The organism is Fervidobacterium pennivorans DSM 9078, from assembly GCF_000235405.2.
In the GTDB taxonomy this organism is placed as follows: Bacteria; Thermotogota; Thermotogae; order Thermotogales; family Fervidobacteriaceae; genus Fervidobacterium; species Fervidobacterium pennivorans.
In genome coordinates, this window is record NC_017095.1 from 1,944,386 (window position 1) to 1,970,504 (window position 26,119).

The following is a 26,119-nucleotide window of genomic DNA, read 5'->3' on the forward strand; positions in this document are numbered from 1 at the left end:
TACCTATCATAAAGCTCCCGTACGGGAGCTTTTAATTTTTTAAGCGAGTTCTGTTAACAGGTCTTTGATACCAGTGACAACGAAGTTCTTTTCGAACTCAAGTTGTTCGCCCGTTTCCATGTTCTTGACTAATACGATGTCCCTTTCAAGTTCGTTCTCACCAATAATTATACAAAGCTTTGCACCTGTTCTTGCAGCGTTTTTGAGTTGCGCACTAAGACCTCTTTCCATGATTTCAAGGTTCACTGCTATACCTTCCCTGCGCAGCTGCTGTGCAAGTTTCATCGCTTCTATTCTGACTGCCTCTCCTCCAAAGTGTGCAATATAGACTTCATTTATCTTTATATCATCAACATTCACATTTTCAGCTTTTAATGCAAGTATCAGTCTTTCCATACCAGCAGCGAATCCTAATGCCGGCACGTCTTTACCACCAATTTCTTTTATTAAGTTGTCGTATCTTCCGCCACCGGCAATTGCGCTCATCGCGCCAAGTTTGTGATGGTGCACTTCGAACACAGTTCGGTTATAGTAATCAAGCCCTCTTACGAGTCTTGGATCTTCTATGTATTTTATTTCAAGGGCGTCGAGTAATTTTTTTAGTTCTTCATAATGTTTTCGTGCGTTTTCCCCTATGTAGTCAATAAGTTTTGGAGCTTGTTTTGCGTATTCGACGTCTACTTTACAGTCGAGCAATCTCAATGGATTACGTTCGTATCTTACTTTACAATCATCGCAAAGATGCTCCAGGTGCTGAGCATAATACTCTTTGAGCGCTTGTTTGTAATTTGCGCGGTCCTCTGTGTCTCCAAGGGTGTTTATATGTATCTCAAAATCCACAAGACCTATGTCCCTAAGGAATCTATCAACAAAAGCTATTAATTCCGCGTCAGCGAGCGCAGATGGACTTCCAAATATTTCTGCACCAAATTGATGAAATTGTCTTTGCCTTCCAGATTGCGGACGTTCGTACCGAAACATTGGACCGATGTAAAAATATTTTTGAGGGAAGCCTTGGGTAATCAAACCATTTTCGACAAATGCGCGCACAACTGGAGCGGTTCCTTCTGGTCTTAGGGTGATGCTCCTACCACCTTTGTCTTCAAATGTATACATCTCTTTTTGGACGATATCTGTATCTTGACCAACACTTCTGACAAACAATTTTGTCTCCTCAAATATCGGTGTGCGAATTTCTGTAAATCCGTACACCAAAGAAATCTTTCTGGCTTTTTCTTCTATCCAGTACCAATACTTCATCTCTTGGCCGTATAAATCTTCCGTTCCTTTTATTTTTTGGTACACTTCCTTTCCACCTCCGGGATTCTGTTCTTTATCTCATTTTTTGCTTCCTCGTCAACTACTTTCCATTCTGGTCTGATGGGCAACTGGAGTGCTCTTTTATAGATGTTTAGTGCATCGCAAAACTGTCCTTTCTTCTCGAAAAGTTTCCCATACATCAAATAAGTGTAAATGTGTTCTGGGTTGTTATCTAAAGCCTTTTTTAAATATTGCTCAGCGAGCATAAGGTTTGGAAAAAGCGGGACTTCCAAATTTCGAACGCCTGCTAAAAAGAAAGGTTCCCATTCTTTGGGTCCGTATTGCATGGCTTGGTTAAGATGGTAGTCTATTTTTCCAACAAGCGTTATAGCAAGAAGATTATTTTTTTGAACCCTATGGGAGAGTACAACCGCCATCGCATAGTGAAATTTCCAGAATTCTGGATACTTTTTGAGCATTTCATCGGCTAGTTTGTAGGCTTTTTCAGAATAACTGTAATCCACACCGGCCCAACTGTAAAGTTCGCTAAGGGCGATTATGTAATCAGCTTTTTCTATCAGCGTTAACTTTTCAAAATCTAAAGAGCCAAGGAACTGTACAAGTTCCTTGGCTTGTCGATTGCCTATCATGTACTGGATTTTGTAGGATATTTCACTCATTTGTTCGGTACTGGAAAATGCAAAGCTAAGAGCTCCTAAGAGAACAAATAAAATCGTAGTTTCAAACAATTTGGTTATTTTCATCACCAGCTTACTCATCTATTCCGAGAGCCCATTTTCTTACTGCGTAAGCAACTCCTGCTTCGTTATTGGATTTTGTGATGTATCTTGCATATTGCTTAACCTCGCTGTGCCCGTTTTCCATAACTACCGGATAACCCACCATCTTAAGAAGCCCTATGTCGTTGAAGCTGTCTCCTAAGTACATCGTTTCTTCTGGAGCAACGTTAAAGTATTCAAACAGATACTTTATCGAGAGTTCTTTTGAAGCATTTGGTCCGAAGACTTCATAAAAAGTTTCTTCGTTTATCGTGTTATTTTTTACAATGCTTGTTGCATTTCTCACTTCACCAAGAGATTCATTTAAAGCGAGCATTATCCGTTCCTCGTTTCCAACAAGTGCTACTTCGGCAACAGTGAGTTTGTTTTTTAAGTATTTTAACACATCATCGACAATATTCAATCTCCAGCGATTTTGATTCAGATAAAGTGAAAAATTACCGCTGTATGGCTGGTCTATGTACATATCTTTTTCTTCGAGGAAGTCTCTATAGAGTATGTAGAAAATTTTATACTTTCTTGCCGTCTCAATGACCCTTTCGGCAATTTCTGTTTTAAGCTCGGACTTGTATATGACTTTATCTTCCATCCACTGGTAAATAAATGCACCGTTTTGGAAGATGACAGGGACATCGAGTCCTAGTTTTTCGACGTATGGTTTGGCTGAGTAGAAATTTCTGCCTGTTGCAACACTTACGTGTATACCTTTGTCCATTGCTGCTTTTAGTGCCTCGATATTTTCTCTCGGTATATGTTTTTCATCGTTTAAAAGTGTACCATCTAAGTCTGTAACTATGAGCTTTACCATCTCTCTAACCTCCGGACCTTTGTGTTATCTTGAGACAATAACTTTACTGAGGTCGCCCACGATTATCTGAACACCTTTTGGTTTGCCATCGTTCTCTGAGATTTCTACCTTCTTACCTATGACGGAGGAATCTATCCTGAACGAAAGGTTTGAAATCTTAACTTCGTCCATAACGATGGAATTTTCGATTTCGCAGTTTTCAATCATTACCCCGTTACCTATCGATGTGTAAGGACCTATGTACGCGTTTGAAATAGTGCAGTTGTCCCCAATAATTACAGGTCCTCTTATGACACTGTTGACTACTTCTGAATTCTTTCCAACACTTACCCTACCTTGTATAACTGATGAGGCTTCAACGGTGCCCTCAATTTTGAATTCTTCGATAATTTCATCCAAAATCTTGTGGTTTGCCTCTATAAGGTCTTCAGGTTTACCTGTGTCCTTCCACCAACCGTATATTATGTGCCCTTCAACAGTTCCTTTATGTTGAATGAGCCAGTCTATCGCATCTGTGATTTCAAGTTCCCCACGCCAGGATGGTTTGATATTGGCTATACCTTCGAAAATGTCTTTTCTGAATAGATAAAGCCCAATGATTGCAAGGTTTGAAGGCGGTTCTTTGGGTTTCTCGATAGTTTTGATAATTTTATTTCCTTCCATTACCGCTATACCAAAGCGTGATGGTTCTTGGACTGGAGAGAGCATAATCAATGCGCTTAACTCCTTCTTTTCTTCAAATTCTTTTACAAAGGGTCTTATATCGTCCATGATGAGGTTGTCACCAAGGTACATCATGAAATCCTCGTCTCCGAGGAAGTCTTTTGCCATGAGAACGGCATGTGCCAAACCTTTTGGTTCTTCTTGGAGGATGTAAGTCAGGTTGACGCCGTATTGTGAACCATCACCAAGTGCAGCTATGAAATCTTGCCTGTTTTCTGGACTGACAATGATTCCTATCTCCTTAATCCCCGCGCTTTTGATTTTCTCGATAGTGTAGAGTATAACAGGTTTGTTTGCAACAGGAATAAGGTGTTTTGCCGTTGTGTAGGTAAGAGGTCTTAAACGTGTTCCTTTCCCTGCGCAAAGAATAATAGCCTTCACATTTCTCACCCCTTGTCGATGATTTTAATTGAATCAGTTACGTTATTTTAAGAAGCAAAACTATTATATAACAATAGTGTTGGATTTCAAATAGAATTAACCTAAAAACAGACCTCTTTTTAAAGAGCATATCGAAGAATTCTTAAGAAAAAATGAGAAGCTCTCAGGTTAGTTTAAAATAAATCGTTTTTTGTATGTTCCACTTGGATGGTGTAATTTGTTTCCTTAGAACGAACATGCTAGTATTATTGTGATAGAAAGCGATTTTCAATTAATGGTTTTTAGGAGGGATTAAGATGACCAGTTCGCAAGTTCTGAAATTAATCGAACAGGAAGGTATCAATTTCATAGACCTCAAGGTTGTTGACCTCTGGGGTAGATGGAGACACGTGACACTTGCAAGAACAAACTTTTCCGAAAAGACTTTCGTTGAAGGTGTAGGATTTGATGCTTCAAATCTTGGCTATGCCGAGGTCTTCAACAGTGACATGGTTATTATTCCAGACCCCGAGACCGCATTTATCGAAGAATACGATGGTGAAAAAGTTCTTTCAATGATTTGTGATGTCTACGAAGTTGAAAATATGACACCATGCTCGCATGACCCGAGAACAATTTTGAAGAAAACACTTAAGTCAATAAAAGATATCGCAGATGAAGTTTATCTGGGGCCTGAATACGAATTTCATATCTTTGAAGATGTGAGATACGATGTGAAGTCTAACAGAATCATGTTCGAAATTGACAGTTCGGAGGGGTTTTGGAAATCCAGTGAGACAGGGGAATATTTCATTGGGAGGAAGAAAGGTTACCACAGAATCCCTCCATTTGATAGGTTGATGGAAGTCAGAAATGCGATTGTTAAAAAGTTGCTTGAATACGGAGTGCCTGTTAAGTACCACCATCACGAAGTTGGAACTTGTCAAGTAGAGATTGAATTAACATTTGTAGATGCTTTGAAAGCGGCAGATTACACGATGCTTGTCAAACACGTTGCAAGAATGGTTGCAAAACAGTACGGATACTTAGTAACATTCATGCCAAAACCTATGTTTGACGAAGCTGGTAATGGGATGCATGTGCACCAATTCTTGAAAAAGAACGGTAAGAACATATTCAACGGGGATAAACTTTACAATCTTTCCGAAGAAGCTCTTTGGTATATTGGTGGTATGTTGAAAAACGCCCCTGCCCTTATGGCTTTCACAAACCCATCAACGAACTCATACCGCAGATTGGTCCCAGGTTTTGAAGCACCAACGAACGCTGTCTTTGCGCTCGCAAATAGAACATCAGCTATTAGAATTCCCGCTTATGTGAAAGACCCAGAAAAACGAAGAATTGAGTTCAGAACCATAGATGCGACGTGTAACCCATACCTTGGTTTTGCAGCAATGATACTTGCCGGTGTCGATGGTATTAGGAAGAAGATAGACCCAACTTCTGAAGGTTTTGGACCATTTGAAGGAGATGTTTATGAAAAAGAGCTTAAACCTCTTCCAAAATCGCTCGAAGAAAGCTGTATAGCATTGAAAAATAATCACGAATTTTTAACAACATTCCCGAAAGATTTGATTGAACATTGGATAAAAGCGAAATTATTCGAAGAAAGGCAAGTCAGCTCTGTGCCTCATCCAAAAGAATATGACTTGTATTTTGATGTGTAATCTGGTAGTCTATAATAGGAGTTAAAAGATTCAGAGTTACAGAGAAGCTTCCTCATACCAGTACCCCCACCCCCTTGGACTTATAAGTGCCAAGGGGGTTAATTTTAAGATATTACTTGACAAAACTCAATATTGATATATAATCAGTAACGACAAATATGGAGTCAGGTAGTTGAGGAAGGGAATGTGATAAATGAGGAGAAAATGTGCATGTCAGCATCGTGGTGAAGGACATCATGGACCTCATATATGTGAGCAAATAGGTTTTTCCGTGGGAGATTATCTTACGGCGGTTATATTGAAAGAGCTCTCAAAGAAACCCATGCATGGTTACGAATTATACGATAAAATATCGCAAGCGGAATATTATCCATTCAAACATGACCAAAGTGTTATATACAGTTTGTTAAGAAAGCTAAATGCTCATGGGTTGGTGAGTTATTCACTCCAGGAAGGAAACGGTGGGTTGAGGAAAGTTTACGAAATAACAGAAGAAGGTCTTAAATATTTGGAGCAGTTGGTGGAATACATATCAAGACTAAAGCAAGCGTTTGATTTGTTTTTGAATGCTTGAAAAAATTGGCAACTAAAAATCATACTTGAAGGAGGTGTTGGGTATGAAAATTGCGATTCCTACGGACGATGGAAGAACGGTGGCAAGTCACTTTGGAAGTGCTGAATATTTTATGATAGTCGAATTTGAAGATGGAAAAGAAATATCCAGAAGACTCTCAGAAAATCTTCATGCAAGAGGACATGGACATCATGGTTATCACGAACATTACGAAGGACATGGATATGGACATGGTTGGCATCACGGTAATCACGGCTATGGTGGAGGTTATCATCACGGCTATGGTGAAGGTCATCGCCACGGGCATGAAGAGGTATTTGCCTCGACCGGAGAGATTCAAGCAGTTATTGCTGTTAGGATAGGACCACACATGTTTGAGGATTTGAAAGAGAGAGGTATAGGAATTTACTTGGTTCGACCAGGAACGAGTATAGATGAAGCAATTGCAAAATTTACTGCAGGAGAATTGAGAAAAATAGAACCAAGAAAGTAAAAGATGAGAAAACCTTCCAACAAACCGGCGCTTTAAAGGCGTCGGTTTTATTGTTTATTATCAGTCACTGTTATGTTAAAATTAATGTTGAGTAATGAAAAATTTATTCATTCCAAGAGGTGAACAACTTTGCGAGTTTTCCTATTTTTGCAAGTGATTGCACTCATTATCTTCGTATATACAATGTATTTCTTACCTTCAAATTTGTATTTTATCTCTATCGTATCTGTGTTTGTCATAGTGAACACGGTTGGTTTGACTTATTATGTTTTCCGAACTTGGTGGAAGGAAATTCGTAATTCTGGGCAATTAACTAAGGTTTTTTACTTCACGTTATTGGTTACTGCAATTGTCGCTGTGCTCTTTTTATTTTCGAACATATTCAGAATGTGGGTTTACAGGTATACAGAAGATTCGCTTGTGAATTTTTCAAACTCGTTACTTGCTATTTCTACCTTTCTTTTAGTTTCGTTTGGTGTGTCTTATCTAACTTTGAAAAGAGAACTTGAAAAGCAGATTCAGGAATATGAAAAGCTAAGAACTGTCCAGCAAAGACTGAGCATCCAGGTTGTTAGATACAAAACAAATCCACATTTTCTCTTCAATTCGTTGAGCACAGCAATTTCGATGTTGGACTTACGAGTGGAAAGAGAGAAGATTAGAGAGTATTTGTCAAACCTCGCAGAGCTCTTCAGGGTTGTGTTGAATGCGTCCGAAGTCTGGACATTAAAAGATGAACTAGAACTTACCAAACGCTATCTTGAGATACAAAAAGTTAGAGTGGAAGGTCTTGAGTACGAAATTACTATGGGCCCAGCATGTGAGACGGTGAAAATTCCTTCTTTGGTTTTGCAACCAATAGTAGAAAATTCCGTGGTTCATGGAATAGCGAAATCGAAAAACGGCGGGAAGATAAAATTAGAATGTACGAAAGTTAATGGGACTGTTACAATAAAGGTTAGTGATAATGGTAAAGGTGCGGAGAAAATAATTCCAGGAACAGGTTTAAAGCTTGTTCAAGAATTGATGAATGCATTTTCACGAAAAGTGGAACTACATTTTGAATCTTCTCCGGAAAGTGGAACGATTGTTACTCTTTCCTGGGAAGATATTGGGTAACTTAGGAAAAGTTCTTCAAGGGGGGAGTTCATGACCTGCGTTATTGTTGAAGATGAAAAACTTTTGGCAATGGTTTTGGAAAAAATGGTAAAAGAAGAAGGATTAGAAGTGCTTGGTATTGCCAAGGATGCAGAAGAAGCGATAAGAATGATAGATGAGAAAAAACCTGAGATAGTTTTTCTTGATATAAACCTTGGGGAACACGACGGATTCTACGTGCTCCAACATATCAATCACAAACCTTACGTGATATTCACAACCGCCTATTCTGAGTATGCGGTAAAGGCTTTTGAAGAAAATGCAGTGGATTATCTTTTAAAACCAATAAAAAAGGAAAGGTTGCACGAAGCTATTGAGAAGGTTAGAAAGTTGAGCACTTTTGAAAGAGCGAATCTATACGATAACATTCAAAGAGTAAAGGACTTAGCGCAAAGATTAAAAGCTGACAAGTTCATTGTGGAAATCGGTGATGAAATAGTTTTTCTAAATGTTGACGAGATAATCTTTCTAACATCGGAAAAAGGCGAGACGGTTGTTGTTACAAAGAACGAAAAGATGAAGACAAAAATCCCACTTAAAGATTGTGAGATTAAGTTGCCTTACGAAAGGTTCCTAAGAGTGCACAAGTCGTATATCGTTAATGTTGAGAAGATAAGAAAGATTATCCGAAATTATTTTGGTTCGTTAGCTCTTGAACTCTCTAATGGAGATATTATTCCTGTAGGAAGAAATTACAAAGATTCTATAAAAAAACTGCTCGAATAATCGAGCAGTTTTCTGATCAATTTTATCGGTCCTATATTTCCGGCAAAAGCTTTGTCAATCCTTTCATCTTTCCATTATCCATAACACTACCGGATAATATGAATACATTTCTCTTCTCATCTCTTGATATCGAAAAGAGCATACCGTATTCCGTGTCAATTGTTTTCTCAACGACGTTGATAGCATCTGAGGCCTTATTGTATTCAAAAACACCGTACCAAGGAACTTTTTTCTCATAATCGTATTTGTAACCTGCGAAGTAAACCACATCATTCAGTTCTTGAACTTGGCTTTGCGAATTACAAACCACAGAATGGATTCTCACATTTTCTCCAAACGTTTTTAAGTACTCCACCTCTCCGTTTAGGGACAATTTTGCAACGAAGGCTTTCTCGGTTCCAAGCTTTTCGAAATTCGGAACGTTGGAGAATTCATAAACGTAACCTGCGACAAAAACGCTCTCAGCTGTGACACATAAATCCATGGGCCAAAGGGTTTGAGAGTTTGTAAGAACTGTTTGCCAAAGTAGGTTCCCGTTTGTATCATAACTGACAACGTATCCATCGTAACGTGTCCCATCTGTAAATGAGTTACTTGTCCCTGCAACGATTATTTGTTTGTTTTTCTCATCATAACCAACAGCGTAAGCCCTGTCCCAGCGTACTCCTCCAAAACTTCTGTCCCAAATGATTTTACCTTCTTTTGAAAGTGAAACAATCCAGTAGTCGTGTTCTCCAAAATTTTGAGTTACATCTTTACCTTTTTCGTAGTTATCACCAATGAAAACAAAGTTGTCTTCTACTTTCGTTATTTTGTAAGCTCTATCCCAGTCAGGTCCTCCAAATGATTTTTGCCAAATCACATCCCCGGTTTTATCAAGTCGAATGACGTAAGCATCAAATCTTCCTAAAGCGCCTAAACTTCCTGAAGAGGTTGTTCCAAGAAGTAAGAAGCCATCGTCTAAAGGAATAATGTCGTATCCAAAATCATCCCCATCAGCTCCTAAAAGTTTAGTCCACAGAATTTTGCCGGTTTCGTCTATCTTGGTAAGTAATATCTGATATTTCTCTTTTTCATCAGTCATTACTGAACCAATTCCGGCAAATCCATCATCGGTGCCGATAACCCTTGATATTCTTGATTCTAACCCTGTGTCAATTATTACTTCTTTATCCATTGTTACATCCTTTTTGCTATGAGTGCTTTTTATCAAAGACAGCGACGGGTAATTATGTGTGAAAATAAATCCGAAACTAAGAACTAAAATTCCAAGGATTATAAAAAGTAAAATCATAGAAACTAAAATTTTTGACTTTGAGCGTTTTTTTGTTTTCTGTGGTCCCGAGACTGAAAATGGACTTGAAAAGCTTTCTCTTTTAGAGTTTCCAAGGAATTTTTGACTGCAATGTTTGTTGAACTTTCTCTTTTTTTGAAAATTCCTTAGTTTGTCTCTGTCAAGTCTCAAATTTCTAAGCCCCTTTCCTTTGCTATTTCTTCAAGAAATTTTCTTTCTTTAGATGAGACTCTTTTGGGTATTAACACTTTTACTTCTACTATGAGATTTCCGCGCTTTCTTGTTCTTGAGTTTGGAATACCTTTTCCTTTAATGACAATACGTTCATTTGGTTGTGTGCCTGAAGGTATCTCTACTGGAACACGTTCACCATTTGGCAGATTCACATATACAGTCCCACCAAGTATGGCGGTGACATAGTCAATAGGGACAGTTATTATTATATCATCACCTTCACGTTTGTAATCACTTGTTTTTCTAACCCGAACATGGACATACAGGTCACCATAATCTCCACCACTTATTCCAGCGTTACCTTTCCTTGGAATTCTAATTACGGCTCCATCTTCTACACCAGCTGGTATGTTTACAACGGTACTTGTTCTTTTCCTTACTCTTCCAGAGCCTCTACAAATATGACAAGTTTCTCCAGGAACAGTTCCACTACCGCCACAAACGTCACAAGTGTATTGGTTTATGAAGACACCAAATGGAGTTCTGCGCTCTTCACGGACTACACCAGTTCCATGGCATTTTGAACATGTTACCCATCTGCTACCTGGTTCTACTCCTTCTCCCTTACAATTTTCACAAGTTTCGTATCGGTCGTACTCTATTGTGACATCTTTGCCTGTGAATACGTCGGCTTCCGTGATGGTTACCTCAAGATTTATATCTTCTCCTCTTTTGGCGTATCTTCTTCCACTAGTTGTTCTTTGTGTTTGTGATGCGGTCGTTCTGTGACCACCGAAAAATATGTTAAATATGTCATCGTTCAGGAAATCTCTAAAGATGTCGCTTATATCGTCGAATCCAAATCCACCAGTTCTTCCTGAAGGTTCGTACACGTAACCACCCTCGCCCACGTATCCAAATTTATCATACATCGCACGTTTTTGAGGGTCACTTAAAACCTCGTACGCTTCTTGTATCTCTTTGAATTTCTGCTCTGCTTCCTTTTTCTTATCACCAGTATGCCTATCAGGATGCCACTCTTTTACAAGCCTTTTATATGCAGCCTTTATTTCATCCTCAGAAGCGTTTCTTGGCACTCCGAGAATTTCATAATAGTCTTTTCTTGCTGGCATTGCAAACCACCCCTATTTTGTATTTTGATTCTCACGTGTTTTGTTGGTCATTAACTGCATTCTCTTCCTTTTTTCTTGGTTTTATAGCAACACGTACCTTAGTTGGTTTTACAACCTGCCCATTGAATGTGTAACCATCTTCAATGACTTCAAGAATAGTGTATTCTTCAACATCATCACGTTCCTCTTTTTCAAATGCTTCATGGTTGAACGGGTCAAACTTTCCAGAGGCATCAATAATCCTTAATCCCTCGTTTTCCAGTGTCTTTAGAAGTTTTTCATAGATTTTTTCTACTCCAAGTTTGAATTTTTCTAAATCCTTGTCTGAGTCGTAGTATTTGAACGCTCTCTTAAAATCGTCTAAAATGGGTATAAGCGCTTTTACTATACGAAGCGCCGTTGATTTCGTTGCGTCTCTAATTTGCCTATCAACGTCGAGCTTGTAATTTTCAAATGCTGCTTTGATTATGCGTGCAGCGTTCTGTATTTCCTTCAGTTGGTTTTCTAACTCTGCTATCTTTTCTTTCAGTTGTTTGTTCTCTTCTGATAATTCGTTTTGGTTCATTTGGTTCACTTCTTCTCGCTCCTTAATTTCATTTGAACTTTCCAAGTTGTTTTGAACTTGCAGTTGTGTTTCATTTATTTCATTTATTTTCTTTTCTTCACACATGTTCCCTACCTCCTCTTTTAGTTTGAGTTTTTAGACATTCCTCGATACTATAGTGAAATACTCGCTCAGTCTGTTGAGCATAAACTCGAAGCTATCCATAATCAAATCATATCGACCGTATTTGTCGAATATAACAGCAACGCGTCCAACGGGATTATCTTCTGAGTAGAACTGTCCAAGAATTACCGAGAAATCTTCAAGGAACTTCAATCCATGCTCTTTACCGATGTATATGTCGTTCTCAAGCTCAAATAGTTCTTTGTAAAACACGTCGGATGAAACATACACAAGGATGTTTTGTAATTTTTTCAGATTGATTCTATCGTTTGCAAGAAGGTTTGGTAGTCCTTCCGTTATGTAATCTTCGTAGCTTTCAACAGATAACCTTTCCGTGATTTCTAAAAATCCACGACTGATAGTTCCAAAATCGCTGTCTTTGAAGCTATTTAAGTTGTTAAAATTATTGATTCGAGTAAGTATATCTCGCAATTTGGATTTGAATTCGTTCAATGTTAATCCTGTCATCGCTTTGTTAAGCATCTGCTCTATTTTCTCAACATCGTCAAGTTCGGTGTGCTGGATTGGAATGGAAGAACTGAGACCGAGGGATGTAATTATATTCGCAATTGAGAAATTCTTACTCACAGGTGTTACAACTATACGCTTGATTCTTAGCGTTAGTGGGCTGGGCTTTTCAATAATAACCATACCTTTTGTTGAAGAGCTTAACAACTTTGCTGCACCCGTGAGCACCTTTTCCATATCACCGATTGGAAATTTTGCCGCAACCTCCACTTGTGAGCTTTTGGACTTTATCTCTTCCCTGATTTTTTTCAGTTCATTTACGTAAAACCTGAGTCCTTTGTCTGTTGGAACGCGACCAGCAGAAGTGTGTGGCTGGAATATATATCCCGTGCGCATTAAACGGTTCATATCATTTCTAATCGTTGCACCGGATCTCTCAATTGCAGCACTTTCCAAAACCCTTTTTGAGCTTACAGGGGTCCTCGTGTTGATGTATTCTTGCACAATGCAGTAAAGAACTTTCTTTTGTCTTTCGGTGATATCGTTTCCTAACACGGTTATCACCTCTCCGTTTTTCTATCTGTTTTAGCCTAATTTTTGTTATCAGAAATGTTAGCAATCTACACTTTAGTCTGCTAATATATTACCATAAGTGTGAGAATTTGTCAATTTTTGGAGTGTTTTCAGTATCTGAGATATCAGACACAAAGCAAAGAAAAATATTGATGAAAATTTCCTTTTTGGTAAAATAGTAACAGAAAAAATTGTGCGGAATACGAACATTTGTAGATGATTCTACTTTGCCTGAGGTGATAAATGTGAACTGGAAGGTTTATATTTCTGGATTTGCAGTTTCAACGATATTTGGGTTATCATTCCTTTTTACTAAAAACAGTATAGAACATATAAACGTTTACACGTTTTTAGCCTTTAGGTTTGGTGTGGCAACCAGTGTGATGCTATTACTTTGGCTTTTTGGAATCGTAAAATTAACAAAGAAACCATTTTGGAAATTATGGAAAGTAGCGCTATTTCAACCGATTGCTTACTTTGTGTTCGAGACTAATGGACTCAGGTTTACGACGTCCTCTGAGGCTGGGATGTTGATTGCATTAATTCCAATCGTTATAACGATTTTGAGTCCAGCATTGCTGAAAGAAAGAATCAGATGGTACCAAATTCTCTTCGCATTTCTTAGCTTTTTTGGAGTGTTTCTTATCGTCAAAGGTGGGGGATTAGAACAAGGAGCGCTACTTGGAAAGCTGTTGGTTTTGGGTGCGGTTTTCTCCGCAGCATTTTACAATATTTTCTCGAGAAAGCTATCCTCAGAGTTCACTCCTGTTGAGATAACGTTCTTTATGATGCTTACGGGATTTGTCTTTTTCTTTTTCCTGAGCATCGTAACAGGAAATTTCACAATCGCATTCCACCCTGCTGTTGTTATTGGAGCATTGTATCTTGGCATACTTTCTTCAACGGTTGCATTTTTTCTTGTGAATTTCATGCTTAGCAAGGTTTCACCAACGGTTTCTTCTCTTTTCTCAAATCTAACGACGGTGATATCTGTAATTGCAGGCAGTTTCATTCGGCATGAAAGGATTGCTGCAGTACAAGTATTTGGAATGATTTTGATACTTGTTTCGCTAATTCTTAATTCTTATCTGAAAAGCAAAGAAGTTGAACAGAGTAGATAACAAAAAAGCCCTCGGATTTCCCGAGGGCTTTGGTATTATTTATTTTCCTTATATTTCCTCTTCGTCAAGGTTTTCTGGTATGCTGATTTCAATTTCTTCTACTTCTGTCGTAGTTGTGGTTGCTTCTTCTGTTGAGTAAGGTACTCCTTCACGACCTTCGAGGTATGCATCCGCTATCTTACCGGCAATGAGAGCTATTGCTCTTATTGCGTCATCGTTCGATGGTATTACGTAGTCGATAGGATCCGGGTCACAGTTTGTATCAACCATTGCAACTATTGGTATTTTGAGGTGGTTCGCTTCTTCAACGGCTATCTTTTCTTTCCTCGGGTCGACTATGAAGATGACATCGGGTAAGCTCTTCATGTTTTTGACGCCACCGAGGTTCTTTCTGAGTTTTTCAAGTTTCTTTCTGAGTTTGCTCTGTTCTTTTTTTGGAAGCTTGTCGAGTTCACCATTTGCTTCCATTTCCTCGAGTTCGATGAGCTTTTGGATTCTTGTCTGGATTGTGGAGAAGTTGGTCAAAAGTCCACCGAGCCATCTGTTGTTAACGTAGAATCCTCCGCATCTTTCAGCTTCATTTTTGACAACTTGTTGTGCTTGTTTCTTTGTTCCAACAAAGAGGATAGTTCCACCTTTGCTTGCTACGTCTCTGACAAAATCGTAGGCTTCATCGAGTAGTTTGACAGTCTTTTGCAAATCGATAATATAGATACCTTTTCTTGCGCCGTAAATATACGGTTTCATCTTAGGGTTCCATCTTTGTGTTCTGTGCCCGAAATGGACACCTGCTTCCAAGAGCTGTTTCATCGTTACAACTGGCATACCGACACCTCCATGATTTGGTTTTATCCTCCGCCCCCTTGACCCACCGACCTTGCAATTACCTTGCAAGGCACCGAGGTGGGAAACGGGTTGGCGTGTGGATTGGGATACATTTTTAACGCATTCGAATTTTATCATATATTTTTTGTTCGTCAAGTATTTAGTGTTGCAAACGGAAGGCATTAAATGGTAGTTAGTTGTTTTATTACGCAAAAATGTGATAAAATATGTAGCGAGATGCTCAGTCTGAAACTCAGAGGAGGGCAAAGCAACAGTGAAGAGAAAATTAAGTTTTCTTTTTTATTTTTTCTTGATGTCCACTCTTTTGTTTTCGGCGATAAAAATAGGTTATTACGATAACTACCCGCTAACTTACGATGACAATGGTAAGCCTAATGGATTGTTCATAGACGTGCTCAAAAGAGCTGGAATCCTAAGAAGTTTCGATGTGGAATTTATCTTTGGCGAATTTGCTGACCTTATGCAGCAATTGAATAAGGGTTATATTGATATGGTCGTTTGTGTTGCGCATACTCCCGAACGCGAAAAATTATATTCGTTTAACACAGAACCTGTAATTATAAACTGGGGCGTACTTGTTAGTTTTAGGACTCTTGAAGATATAAAAGCAATAGATGGAAAGAACGTTGCTGTTAATCGTGGGGATATATACTATCAAAAATTCTTGGAGATTGCTCAGTCTTTTGATGTGAAACCAAATTATGTGGGATACGACTCGTATGAGAGCGTTATAAGAGCTGTCAACGATGGAGAAGCGATAGCTGGTGTTGTTAGTAGGATAGCTTATCTTGTCAACAATACTAAGTATCCGAAAGTTAGGGCAACACCCTTTGTTTTTAGTCCTGTTCAACTCAAGTTTGCAATTCGCAAAGGTTCTGAAGTAGCCAATAAAGATATTTTAGAAAAGATTGATAAGACGGTTGCAGTTATGAAAGTTTCTGGTGAGTTGGATAAGATTTTTAATTCATATTTTGGCGTTTCAAGAATGGTTGGAAGACAAGGTTTTCAGATGTATTTGATAATAATATTTATAGGACTTTACGTACTTACCATAGCTGGCTTTATGCATGTAATAAAACTCCAAAAAGCTCGCTATGAAGCTGCTTTAGAGGTAAACAGACAAGCTATAGCGAGAGAAAGCATTCTCGACGAAAGTAGAGGGATTTACACTTACAGTATCGGATTAGAAATTTTGAAAAAGTACATGGAACTTTCGAAGCGGGAGAATCAATTGCTCGGAGTTGTTATTTTGGAATTTGAAGGAACAGGATGCGAAGAAAGTAAGGGAAAGGTAGAAAGCATACTTAGGCAAAATGCAAAAGAAGGAGATGTTATAATTCACATATCACAAAATACATATGCGCTGGTCCTTTACAAATATGGTGTTTTCTTTGCGGAACATTTTAGAAGAAAGGTAGTAGATTCTTTGGAAAAAAATAATATACCTTGCAACCTCTACATTGGGTTTGCAAGGTATATTCCAGAAAAAAACATATCGGCGGAAGCTCTCGTATATGAGGCAACTGCTGAAATGGAAAAAGATAAAGAATTCAAGAAAAAGATGAATATTGAGTGAGAGAATAATTAAACCATCTTAATTCCTCCCAAATTTTACGTATTTCATCAGCGTTTTCTTTAAATACTTCCAGTATTTTCGGTGAAAAGTGAGATGGAAGTGTTCTACCATCACCTTTTAAGATAATTTCCAATGCCTCTTCGTGGGTCATACCTTTTTTATAAGGTCTGTCAGAACGCAGAGCATCGTAGACGTCTACGATTTTTACTATTTGTGCCTCAGTTGGTATTTCTTCATTTGCTAAGCCAAATGGATAACCTGTTCCATCGTAATTTTCATGGTGATATAACGCTATGTTTAAGGCTGTTTCAAAACCAGGAACATCAAGAATCCTTCTTGCATAGATTGTATGTTTTTTCATCTCTTCCCATTCTTCTGGTGTTAATTTTCCAGGTTTTAGTAGGATTTCCTTTGGTATGAAAATCTTTCCTATATCATGCAAGCTTGCGAACATGTTTATCTCTTCAATTTTTTCTTCAGACAAATTCAGCTTTTCAGCAATTAATTTGGAGAGGTGTTTAACCCTATATATATGCTGACCTGTATTTTCATCGTAGCCTTCGGCGATAATAGCCAACTTTTCGGAAATATTAACCAAGAGTCTTTTAAATTCCTCGCTTTTGAGTTTTATTTCATCGTAAGAACGCATAAGTTCTTGGTTTGTGGCTTCTAATTCCTCCATAGTTGCGCTCAGTTCTTGTAAGATTGCCGAGAGAGTTTCATAAAATTCCTGGGTTTCGACTAAGTTAAAGTTGCCTGCAGGTGGTAAAGTGCCTGTGTTCCCAATTTCTCTCACGGCAATGGATAACTTATTCAAATCGGAAGCGAAAGGTTTTAGCGTTGCTTGTGTGGCAAAGAGCGTAAAAATAATTACGGTTAGTATAAACGCAATCAAATAGATGAGAACGTAGAATAAAACTTTTCGGTAATCAAAAACAACTTTGAGATAAATTGGAACGGTTAATTCTCTGTAGGAAGAAAGAACGTAGGCTTTATAGAATATGGATTTTGGCCAGTCCCTTTTTAAATATTGGTCCTTAAAGCCTTCTGCAATTATTGGGTCAGCTATCTTTTTAGAGGTATCCAACCTGTTTTCGTAATCTACGTATATGGCTATCTCAGAAACATTTGCTGCGGATAAGTTTGCTAATCCTTTTATAAATCCTTCGTATAATCTTGGACTTAGGTATAACGTGAAAAGAAGATATTCGGTTTCAGAGAACTGTAACCATAGGTATTTGACCACGCGTGATGTCCCTGGAACAAAGCCTGTAATGATTGATATGGAATTTGTAGAATAAACTGTAGGTTTAAATCCAATATTTTTTACAGTTGCAAGATAACCTGTTGCGTTCAAAATTTCTCCTTTTGAGTTCAACAGAGCGACGTCTATATCAACGAAGACGTTTGGAATACTGTATAAAATGGTCTGTGAAAGTTGCTTTTTAATGTTTTCTAAGGCTTCGTTTTTATTTAAATTACCGATAAGCTCCTTGGCTAAAGGAAGGTTAGCCCTTATGTAATCTTCCAGCTCTTCATCATGATGTGAAACTAGGGTATTAAATGTGTCAAGAAAGTTTCTAAAAGCTAAGTCTATCTTTTCAAAATGCGCAGTCGAATTTTCCACACTGTAGAATCTTGTCCAAATCAGTGAGCCAACAAGAACGAATATAGTAACTGAAATTGCAACTAGAAAGTTTTTTATGAGGATACTCTTCTTAAGTTGGTCAACCCTTAACATTACTACCGCTCCTTTTCGTTTGAATCCAGTCATTCTGAAATTGAAATGAGTCATTTTTGAAATTTTTTCAGGATTTGCAACCTGTCTGGGTTTTCATAGTTTAAACAACATCCACTTCCAAAAAGTCTAATTTCAAGTTTTTGTGATTCTTCAAATGCGTTTATTTCATCGTATTTGCTACACAAGTTATCTTCAGTTAAATACTTGCATTGGTTTTTCTCATAGTCCCATTCACCGTAGTAACAAACGGTATGTTTACAGCACCAGCCACACTTTACACATGGTGGGCATGCCGTTTGTTTTGTTTCATCCAACATTTTTTCAAGTTCTTCTACAAAATCATCTGATAATGGCTCTGAGCTACTCATGAGTCTATTGCCTCTCTTTGAATTTTAAGAATATCGGAGCACCTGTGAATGGGTCAACTTGCTCTCTTATTGTTTTCCTTATCGCATTCTGGAAACTCTCAGGCACTTCTAATTTGTTCACGAAGAACAAAAACGTTGGTGGACGTATGTCAACTTGTAGACCGTAGTAGAGCTTTAGTCCGTGAGGTGGTTTGGCTATCATCCTTTGGATAGCTGCGTTTACTGCACTTGTTGGGACTTTTTTGTGGAGAGAATCGTATGCTGTGTTGATTGCTCTTATCAACTCCTTGTAACCAACACGATTTATCGCACTCGTGAAGACAACAGGTGCAAAGTCTACGAAGTAAAGTTTTTCGTTGAACTGGTCCATGAAATCTTTGATTCTTTTGTCTGCATGTTTAATCAAGTCCCACTTGTTGAATACGACCACAATACCTTTACCATTTTTTTCTGCAAGTCCCGCTATTCTTTGGTCTTGTCTTGTTATACCTTCTGTAGAGTCTATGACCAAGACAACGACGTCCGAACGCTCAATTGCGTCTATCGTTCTGAAAGTGCTAACGCGTTCTATAAAGTCTTCGATTCTGCTCTTTTTTCTCAAACCAGCGGTATCGACAAAGAGGTAACTTTTATCACCTATCTTGACAATCTCGTCTATCGTGTCACGTGTTGTCCCTGCAATTGGTGTGACCAATGCACGCTCTTCTTTCACAATCATGTTGAAGAGCGAAGATTTGCCAGCGTTAGGTCTACCGACGATAGTAACCCTAATGAGGTTTTCAAATTTTTGAGTCTTACTTAGGTCGTATCCTTTCTCTTCAAGCTTGGTGATAATTAGTTCAACTAATTCGTCCAAATTCTTGCTTTGTTCTGCAGAAACCGGGAACGGTTCGCCAAATCCCAAGCTGAAAAGCTCTGGATAAACTTTTGAATAATTCTTTTCACTTTCAGACTTGTTAGCAACCAAGATAACGTCGACCCCGGATTTTCTAAGCATGTCGGCTATTGTGTAGTCTTCTGAGGAAAGTCCATTCTTTCCATCGACAACGAAAAGTATTAAATCGCTTTCTTGCAAAGCTTTGAGTGTGAATTCTTTGCTCTTCTCATAAATTTCGTCTTCTTTTCCCTCGAAGATTCCACATGTATCGACCAACTGAAACATTTTGTCAGAATAAACGACGCGGTCAATGACCGCGTCTCTTGTGGTCCCTTGCTCATCTGCAACTATCGATTTTCTCTTACCGATGAGTTTATTAAAAAGTGTTGATTTTCCAACGTTACTTTTTCCAACTATTAGAACCGTTGGAATTTTTGATGCATCTACAGTATCTCTAGTTTTGTTCTCTTGTTTCACATTTTCTTCAGTCTTTAGCTGTTCCTGTTTCTGGTCCCTTGGATTCAACGGCATCCTCTAATTTTCCCTCCATAGTTACTTTTGCTATGTTTGTTTCCTCTGTTGACTTTGCACTTTTCAAAGCGTTTTCATCTTCGTAAGCTTTAGGACTGACGATAATCTTATAGATATCTTTTTGTGGTTCGAGTTTGATGATTTTGCCAGTAATTTCATCATCGATGTTCAAATTATCGTATACTTGCGTTTTTGGTATGTATACCTCCACACCTTCGCAAAGTCCGATGTAACCTTTATCGACAGCTTTTATTATTTTGGCAGTTACTGTATCTCCTTCCTTGTGGCTCTTTGCAAATTTTTCCCAGGGGTTTTCCTTCGCCTTCCTAATGCTAACCCTTATTTTTTTGTTATCTTTGTCAATTGAGAGTATCTGGAATTTTACTATGTCGCCTTCTTTTATCACATCTTCGATTTTATCAACAAAGTTCCAGCATATTTCTGAAATGTTGCAGAAACCAGTAATGTTTGGTTCTAGTTCGACTATGACTCCGTTTGGCAACACCTTGATAACTTTACCAGTAGCTATACTACCTTCTGGATATTTCTGTTCAACCTTATCCCACGGATTTCCTTCAACAGATTTATAGCTCAACACAATTCTTCGCTTTTCAGGGACAATTTCAAGAATCTGCAACTTAACTGCATCCCCGACAGCAACAACATCCGTGATTTTGCCTGGTTTTCCCCAGAAGATTTCGGATATCGGCACTAGCCCTTCTATACCGTCATCTATCTTTGCAAAGAACCCGAAAGGTTTTATTGAGGTGACGATACCTGAGACTTGTTGACCGACCTGGAATTTCTTGGTTACGTTCTCCCATGGATCCGGCGTCAAGGCTTTAAGGCTGAGCGTTATTCTTCTTTTTTCTGGGTTTATTTCTTTAATTTGGAATTTCATGACTTTTCCTGCTGTTAGGACATCACTTGCTTTAGTAGAACTGTTGTGCGAAACTTCGCTGTTTGGTAAGAAACCAGTTAAAACCCCACCTATCTTAACAAATGCGCCACGTTCATCAATCGTTTCAACAATACCTTCGACGACATCACCTTGTTTTTTTGTCTGGAAGAATTCTTCGATGAGTTTTTGGAAAAGTCTTTTTCTGGAAACTACAACGTTAGTTTTTCTACCTCGTTGTTCAAAATTTATAACCGCGAAGTGCATTTTTTCTCTTGGCAGTTCTTCACCTTCTTTTATGTTGGACTCGCTACCTGGAAGGAACGCTTCTACTACATTTTCGATAAGGACTCTGTATCCACCTTTAATTCTTTCGAGTATTCTCCCTGTAACGGTTTTGCCTTCTCTAAACGCGTTGAGTATATCTTCCATCACTTTCCTTTGCATTGGTTTCTTTTCCGAAAGGATTGCAGTTCCTTCTTCCTCGTTGAACTTTTCTATTCTAACAAGGATTTTTTGACCTACTTTGTATTCTGAAAGTTCTTTGTAAAGTTCCTCGAGAGGTACCACTCCTGTTCCTTTCCATCCAAAGTCTACGGTTAAACCTGTCGGTGTGACTTCTGTTACGATGCCTTCTACTATACGCCCCTTCCCCACACGATTCTGCTCCATCGCTTTTTCCGACTCGTTAAGAAGTTCTTCAAATGATGGTTCGCTTTGGTTTTCTAACTGTTCGAAGTTGACCTGTTCTTCTTTAACAGTGTCGTTGAGTTTTTCAAGTTCCGCCATGAAAAGTTCCCTCCCACCGTATTTTTCAAGAATATATTTAACGATGTTGTTGACATCGTTATTTGATGTAGAAGTACCACTCAAAATACCAATCTTCGAATCTGCGTTCGAAAGAATTTCAGAAAGCTTAGAGTCAACGGAAATCAAGCTTTTCAGTTCTTCAATATCCTCAACGTGAATAGCGTTACCCCGTTTCTCTAAAGCTAACTCGTAAAGTTTCTTCGTGTTAGAACTATTCTTTCCACCTATTACTATTGTTAAATCACACATCTCACCGAATTTTTTCGCAACATCTTCTCGTTCAATAGTAACATTGCATATGGTATTGTAAATACTGAATTCTGCATCTGGGTTCAGTGTTTTCATCGATTTTACAAACTGCTCATAGCTATCTTTAGAACTCGTTGTTTGGCTTATGATTGCCCATCTTCCAGGTTCAACGCGAACAGACATTTTTGTAATTATTGCGTCTTCGACATGTCCTTTTAGCGCAATCATTTCTGCATGAAGGGTATTACCGTAAGCAATTATTTTGAAACCATTAGCTCTAAGTTTTTTGGCGAGTTTGAATACATTCAAAACTATCGGGCATGTTAAATCAATTATTTGGTATTTCTTTGAAATTTCACTTAACACCTTTGGTGGTAAGCCATGGGCTCTAACAACAAAGATAGTGTTGTCAAAAACAACATCTTCCTCGACTTTCAAACCAAGCTCTTTGAGATGGTTCATAACATTTTTGTTATGAACTATCTCACCATCAGTAAGGACATTTTTTCCTTCCCGAAGCAACTCTTTGACCTTTTCAACAGCTCTTTCAACGCCAAAGCAAAATCCAACAGGTCCGATTATTACATTTGGCACGAATATCTCACCTTACTGTCTTTTGAAAATTTAGACTGCACCGCTCTTTAATTATTTCCAGAATCTTTTGAACTACATCTTCAACACTTAGATTGGAAGAGTCAATTTCAATAGCATCTTCTGCCTTAACCAGAGGTGCTATTTCTCTGGAAGAATCGAGTTTGTCCCTCTCTATTATTTGTTTAAGAAGCTCATCGTAGCTAACTTCTAAACCTTTGCTTTTGAGTTCTTCATATCTTCTTTTTGCTCTGACTTCTGGAGAAGCGATGAGGAAAATTTTAACTTGGGCATCTGGCATGACGACAGTACCTATATCACGCCCTTCGGCAACGATGCTCCTCGTGGCACAGATTTCTTTTTGAATTTTTGTTAAAAATTTTCTCACTACAGGGTTTGCACCGTAACGTGATGCGTAAATGCCTGCTTCTGCTGTTCGTATCTCGTCTCCTACTTGCTTGCCATTTAAATAGTACTTTCCATCTTTGTATTCTATTGAAACGGTACTTAACGTCTTTTCGATTTCTTCCGTTGAATCTGGACTCACACCACAGTTATGAAGATAAAGCCCAACGATGCGATACATCGCACCCGTATCAAGGTAATCAATCCCCAGCCTTTTGGCAATTTCTTTTGCAACAGTAGTTTTTCCGGAGCCGGCTGGTCCGTCTATTGCGATTTTACAATGCAATTTATCATGCCTCCTCAACAGTCTGCACAATTTTGAATACTCTATCGAGTCGTGTCATTTCGAATATTCTCATAACGGTTTGTTTTAGTGAGGCGAGAACGAGTTCTTTTTCGGCCATCCTGGCATCTTTGTAGAGTGCAACCAAGCTACCAAGACCAGCACTGTCAATGTAATTTACTTCCGACATATCAAGGACGATTTTTGGTAACTTTGTTTCATTTATGGCATCTTTAAGAAACTTTTTGACCTCTCCAGAATGGTACGCATCTATCTCGCCGTGAATAGAGATAATCAGTTTATCCTTTTCTTCCCTTTTGTCGAACTTAATAGCCATAGACACACCTCCCGTTGTTAGTGGTATTCCAAGTTTTATATCATTACCTCAAAGAGATTCCAAGCTCTTCAAGCTGTTTTTGTGAAACTGTCGATGGTGCGTTGGTTAATAAACAAGTCCCACTAGATGTTTTTGGGAATGCGATAACCTCTCTGATACTATCAGCCCCAACTGCTATTGTTACTAGTCTGTCCAGTCCAAATGCAATTCCTCCGTGCGGAGGTACGCCGTATTTAAGTGCTTCCAAGAAGAATCCAAATTTCTCCTCCATCTCTTCTTTTGTCAAACCAATTATATCAAAAACTTTCTCTTGTATATCCTTCCTGTGAATTCTTATACTTCCCCCACCGACTTCATATCCGTTTATAACCATATCGTACGCATGTGCTCGGATTTTTGAAAGTTCCACTCCGTTTTCTAAGTCTTCTACGTATGGCATTGTGAATGGATGATGTCGAGCGACGAATCTATTCTCTTCTTCGCTCCATTCAAGGAACGGGAAGTCTACAATCCAAAGGGCATCGAAACCTTCCACTTTGAAATGCTCTTTTCCTATCTTTAGCCTTAGAGCACCCAATGCTTCATTCAGCCTCTCTCTATTATCATGTGCTGCAAGTATGACAACGTCTCCTTCCTTCATTTCGAATGCTTTTGAGATTTCCAAATATTCATTTTCTAAATACTTTGCTGTCGTTGATGCGATTTGACCATTTTCAATTTTAAACCAAAGAATGCCACCTAGGCCGAAAGTCTTTACAAATTCTGAGTATTCGTCAGCTATTTTTCTACTCATAGGTATGTGTGTTTTAAAACCTTTTACTGAACCACCTTTTGCAAGAACATCTGCCACGATTTTGAACTGCGTGTTAGCGAAGTGAATTGTTAGGTCATGTAGTTCCATTCCATACCTTCGGTCAGGCTTGTCTGACCCATATTTTTCCATCGCTTCTTCATATGGGATTCTATCAAATTTTTCGGGAAGGTGTATCCCCACCTTTGAGTAAATGTATCTTATCAGGTCTTCGGCAAGGTTCAGGACATCTTCCGTGTGGACAAAAGACATTTCTATATCAATTTGGGTAAATTCAGGTTGTCTATCCGCTCTCAGGTCTTCATCCCGGAAGCAGCGTACTATTTGGAAATATTTATCCATTCCTGAAATCATGAGTATTTGTTTAAATAACTGCGGGCTCTGTGGAAGGGCGTAAAATGTCCCCTTTTTCAAACGAGATGGAACAAGAAAGTCCCGCGCACCCTCTGGGGTACTTTTTGTAAGGTATGGAGTTTCAATTTCCAAAAAGTCTTTGCTTGTTAAGAATTCTCTAGCATAGAACGCCATTTTGTGCCTGACTATGAGGTTATTTGCCATCTTTGGATTTCGAAGGTCCAAGTATCTGTATTTCAAACGCATTTCTTCCGAAACTTCATCACCCGGATAAAATGGCGGTAGTTCGGATTTTGAGAGAATTTCGATTTTTTCCGCGAGGATTTCTATCTCTCCGGTAGGTTCAGAGGTCACCGCTTCATTTGGCCTTGCTCGAACAATGCCTTCAACATTGATGACGTCTTCTCTGGAAATTGTATTGACAATCGAGTAAACTGGTGAATCCGGATTTACAACAACTTGCGTTTTTCCATACCTATCTCTGAGGACTATGAACTTAACACCGCCGAGGTCTCTGATTCTGTCAACCCAACCCGCAAGTTTCACTTGCTTTCCTTCGTCTTTTAAGCGGAGCTCACCACAATTATGAGTTCGATACATCTATTTACCTCCCTTTAGTGTTCGCATTCTTTTTACTTTTTCGAAGATTTGTAAGATTCCCAGTCTTGCAAGAATCTCTTTATCCCAACATCGGTTAACGGATGCATAAACATCTTCTTAAGCACATCGAATGGAACTGTTGCTATATCCACACCTATAAGTGCAGCTTCCACAACGTGCATTGGGTGTCTTATACTTGCGGCAATTACTTCTGTTTCAAAACCATAATTAGCGAAAATTTGCATGATTTCTTCCAACAATTTCAGTCCATCGTTACCGTTGTCATCTATTCTTCCTACGAAAGGACTAACATACGTTGCACCAGCTTTCGCTGCGAGTAAGGCTTGGTTTGCACTAAAAACAAGTGTCACGTTTGTTCTTATACCTTCGGCTGATAGTATCTTCACAGCTTTTATTCCATCAGGAGTCATTGGAATTTTTATTACCACATGTTCGTCGATTGCGGCAAGTTTTCTAGCTTCTTCGACCATGCCTTCCCAGTTCAAAGAGATAACCTCAGCAGAGACAGGTCCTTGGACAAGCTCGCATATCTCCTTTATACGTTTTTCGAAATCTGCTCCTTCTTTTGCTATGAGTGTTGGGTTTGTTGTAACTCCATCTACTATTCCCCACTCCACTCCCTGCCTTATCTCCTCAAGATTCGCTGTATCGAGAAAGATTTTCATATCACTCCACCCCCTATCAAAGGTTTAGATGAACCAAAACCTTTGGTAAGATTATACCATACTTGTTTTAACTTTT

24 protein-coding genes are annotated in these 26,119 nt (G+C 38.6%); 7 read left to right on the forward strand and 17 right to left on the reverse strand.

What is annotated here, in order from left to right; genetic code table 11:
* Positions 1-39: 39 nt before the first annotated feature.
* Genes hisS through FERPE_RS09175 form a run of 4 tightly spaced genes read right to left on the reverse strand, consistent with a single transcriptional unit; the run spans position 40 to position 3,972 of the window.
* Complete coding sequence (hisS, locus tag FERPE_RS09160) at positions 40-1,305, reverse strand: histidine--tRNA ligase (RefSeq protein WP_014452342.1); 1,266 nt, start codon at positions 1,303-1,305, stop codon at positions 40-42.
* Positions 1,290-2,024: a tetratricopeptide repeat protein gene (locus tag FERPE_RS09165; protein WP_014452343.1), complete on the reverse strand. Its 735-nt coding sequence runs from the start codon at positions 2,022-2,024 to the stop codon at positions 1,290-1,292. Before FERPE_RS09165 ends, hisS begins: the two co-directional genes overlap by 16 nt.
* A 7-nt stretch (positions 2,025-2,031) precedes the next feature.
* The gene (locus tag FERPE_RS09170; RefSeq protein WP_014452344.1) at positions 2,032-2,868 is read right to left on the reverse strand and encodes a Cof-type HAD-IIB family hydrolase; all 837 of its coding nucleotides are present in this window, start codon (positions 2,866-2,868) and stop codon (positions 2,032-2,034) included.
* A 24-nt stretch (positions 2,869-2,892) separates the two neighbouring features.
* Complete coding sequence (locus FERPE_RS09175) at positions 2,893-3,972, reverse strand: glucose-1-phosphate thymidylyltransferase (protein WP_014452345.1); 1,080 nt, start codon at positions 3,970-3,972, stop codon at positions 2,893-2,895.
* 296 nt (positions 3,973-4,268) lie between these two features.
* Between FERPE_RS09175 and glnA the strand changes: the two genes are divergently transcribed.
* The 5 genes from glnA to FERPE_RS09200 all read left to right on the forward strand — a co-directional run bounded on the left by glnA (position 4,269) and on the right by FERPE_RS09200 (position 8,590).
* Positions 4,269-5,639, forward strand: coding sequence for a type I glutamate--ammonia ligase (gene glnA, locus FERPE_RS09180; protein WP_014452346.1), 1,371 nt, complete (start codon positions 4,269-4,271; stop codon positions 5,637-5,639).
* Positions 5,640-5,832: 193 nt separating this feature from the next.
* A complete protein-coding gene (locus FERPE_RS09185) occupies positions 5,833-6,213 on the forward strand; it encodes a PadR family transcriptional regulator (RefSeq protein ID WP_014452347.1) in 381 nt (126 codons plus the stop codon).
* 43 nt (positions 6,214-6,256) lie between these two features.
* Positions 6,257-6,706, forward strand: a complete 450-nt coding sequence (locus FERPE_RS09190) for a NifB/NifX family molybdenum-iron cluster-binding protein (protein WP_014452348.1) — start codon at positions 6,257-6,259, stop codon at positions 6,704-6,706.
* 129 nt (positions 6,707-6,835) lie between these two features.
* Entirely contained in the window at positions 6,836-7,825 is a 990-nt protein-coding gene (locus FERPE_RS09195) for a sensor histidine kinase (RefSeq protein ID WP_014452349.1), read from the forward strand.
* Between the two features lie 30 nt (positions 7,826-7,855).
* The gene (locus FERPE_RS09200; RefSeq protein WP_014452350.1) at positions 7,856-8,590 is read left to right on the forward strand and encodes a LytR/AlgR family response regulator transcription factor; all 735 of its coding nucleotides are present in this window, start codon (positions 7,856-7,858) and stop codon (positions 8,588-8,590) included.
* A gap of 31 nt (positions 8,591-8,621) precedes the next feature.
* On the opposite strand, the gene FERPE_RS09205 is transcribed toward FERPE_RS09200, so the two are convergent.
* The 4 genes from FERPE_RS09205 to hrcA all read right to left on the reverse strand — a co-directional run bounded on the left by FERPE_RS09205 (position 8,622) and on the right by hrcA (position 12,941).
* Positions 8,622-9,767, reverse strand: a complete 1,146-nt coding sequence (locus FERPE_RS09205) for a hypothetical protein (protein WP_155804147.1) — start codon at positions 9,765-9,767, stop codon at positions 8,622-8,624.
* 284 nt (positions 9,768-10,051) lie between these two features.
* Positions 10,052-11,191 carry a molecular chaperone DnaJ gene (gene dnaJ, locus FERPE_RS09210; RefSeq protein WP_014452352.1) on the reverse strand — a complete coding sequence of 380 codons (1,140 nt, stop codon included), beginning with the start codon at positions 11,189-11,191 and terminating at the stop codon, positions 10,052-10,054.
* Positions 11,192-11,222: 31 nt separating this feature from the next.
* Positions 11,223-11,861: a nucleotide exchange factor GrpE gene (locus tag FERPE_RS09215; protein WP_014452353.1), complete on the reverse strand. Its 639-nt coding sequence runs from the start codon at positions 11,859-11,861 to the stop codon at positions 11,223-11,225.
* 30 nt (positions 11,862-11,891) lie between these two features.
* Positions 11,892-12,941 (reverse strand): heat-inducible transcriptional repressor HrcA, encoded by a 1,050-nt coding sequence (gene hrcA, locus FERPE_RS09220; RefSeq protein WP_014452354.1) that lies wholly within the window; start codon positions 12,939-12,941, stop codon positions 11,892-11,894.
* A 263-nt stretch (positions 12,942-13,204) separates the two neighbouring features.
* Here hrcA and FERPE_RS09225 point away from each other — a divergent pair, with 263 nt between their 5' ends.
* Entirely contained in the window at positions 13,205-14,080 is an 876-nt protein-coding gene (locus FERPE_RS09225; RefSeq protein WP_014452355.1) for a DMT family transporter, read from the forward strand.
* A gap of 48 nt (positions 14,081-14,128) precedes the next feature.
* Here the strand turns inward: FERPE_RS09225 and rpsB are convergent, their stop codons facing one another.
* On the reverse strand, positions 14,129-14,905 hold the full coding sequence (rpsB, locus tag FERPE_RS09230) for a 30S ribosomal protein S2 (protein ID WP_014452356.1): 777 nt from the start codon (positions 14,903-14,905) through the stop codon (positions 14,129-14,131).
* Between the two features lie 274 nt (positions 14,906-15,179).
* Here rpsB and FERPE_RS09235 point away from each other — a divergent pair, with 274 nt between their 5' ends.
* Complete coding sequence (locus tag FERPE_RS09235; protein ID WP_014452357.1) at positions 15,180-16,502, forward strand: transporter substrate-binding domain-containing protein; 1,323 nt, start codon at positions 15,180-15,182, stop codon at positions 16,500-16,502.
* On the opposite strand, the gene FERPE_RS09240 is transcribed toward FERPE_RS09235, so the two are convergent.
* The 8 genes from FERPE_RS09240 to fsa are packed head-to-tail and all read right to left on the reverse strand — an operon-like array spanning position 16,477 to position 26,043.
* Positions 16,477-18,243 carry an HD-GYP domain-containing protein gene (locus FERPE_RS09240; protein ID WP_014452358.1) on the reverse strand — a complete coding sequence of 589 codons (1,767 nt, stop codon included), beginning with the start codon at positions 18,241-18,243 and terminating at the stop codon, positions 16,477-16,479. The two genes, FERPE_RS09235 and FERPE_RS09240, sit on opposite strands and share 26 nt — an antisense overlap.
* Before the next feature lie 50 nt (positions 18,244-18,293).
* The gene (locus FERPE_RS09245; RefSeq protein WP_014452359.1) at positions 18,294-18,611 is read right to left on the reverse strand and encodes a hypothetical protein; all 318 of its coding nucleotides are present in this window, start codon (positions 18,609-18,611) and stop codon (positions 18,294-18,296) included.
* Between the two features lie 4 nt (positions 18,612-18,615).
* Positions 18,616-19,920 (reverse strand): ribosome biogenesis GTPase Der, encoded by a 1,305-nt coding sequence (der, locus tag FERPE_RS09250; RefSeq protein ID WP_041263523.1) that lies wholly within the window; start codon positions 19,918-19,920, stop codon positions 18,616-18,618.
* Positions 19,921-19,972: 52 nt separating this feature from the next.
* The gene (locus FERPE_RS09255) at positions 19,973-22,570 is read right to left on the reverse strand and encodes a bifunctional 4-hydroxy-3-methylbut-2-enyl diphosphate reductase/30S ribosomal protein S1 (protein WP_014452361.1); all 2,598 of its coding nucleotides are present in this window, start codon (positions 22,568-22,570) and stop codon (positions 19,973-19,975) included.
* Positions 22,571-22,577: 7 nt separating this feature from the next.
* Positions 22,578-23,258: a (d)CMP kinase gene (gene cmk, locus FERPE_RS09260; RefSeq protein ID WP_014452362.1), complete on the reverse strand. Its 681-nt coding sequence runs from the start codon at positions 23,256-23,258 to the stop codon at positions 22,578-22,580.
* Positions 23,259-23,262: 4 nt separating this feature from the next.
* Positions 23,263-23,592, reverse strand: coding sequence for an STAS domain-containing protein (locus tag FERPE_RS09265; protein ID WP_014452363.1), 330 nt, complete (start codon positions 23,590-23,592; stop codon positions 23,263-23,265).
* Positions 23,593-23,635: 43 nt separating this feature from the next.
* Positions 23,636-25,357: an aspartate--tRNA ligase gene (gene aspS, locus FERPE_RS09270; RefSeq protein WP_014452364.1), complete on the reverse strand. Its 1,722-nt coding sequence runs from the start codon at positions 25,355-25,357 to the stop codon at positions 23,636-23,638.
* Positions 25,358-25,389: 32 nt separating this feature from the next.
* A complete protein-coding gene (gene fsa, locus FERPE_RS09275; protein WP_014452365.1) occupies positions 25,390-26,043 on the reverse strand; it encodes a fructose-6-phosphate aldolase in 654 nt (217 codons plus the stop codon).
* Between the last annotated feature and the right edge of the window lie 76 nt (positions 26,044-26,119).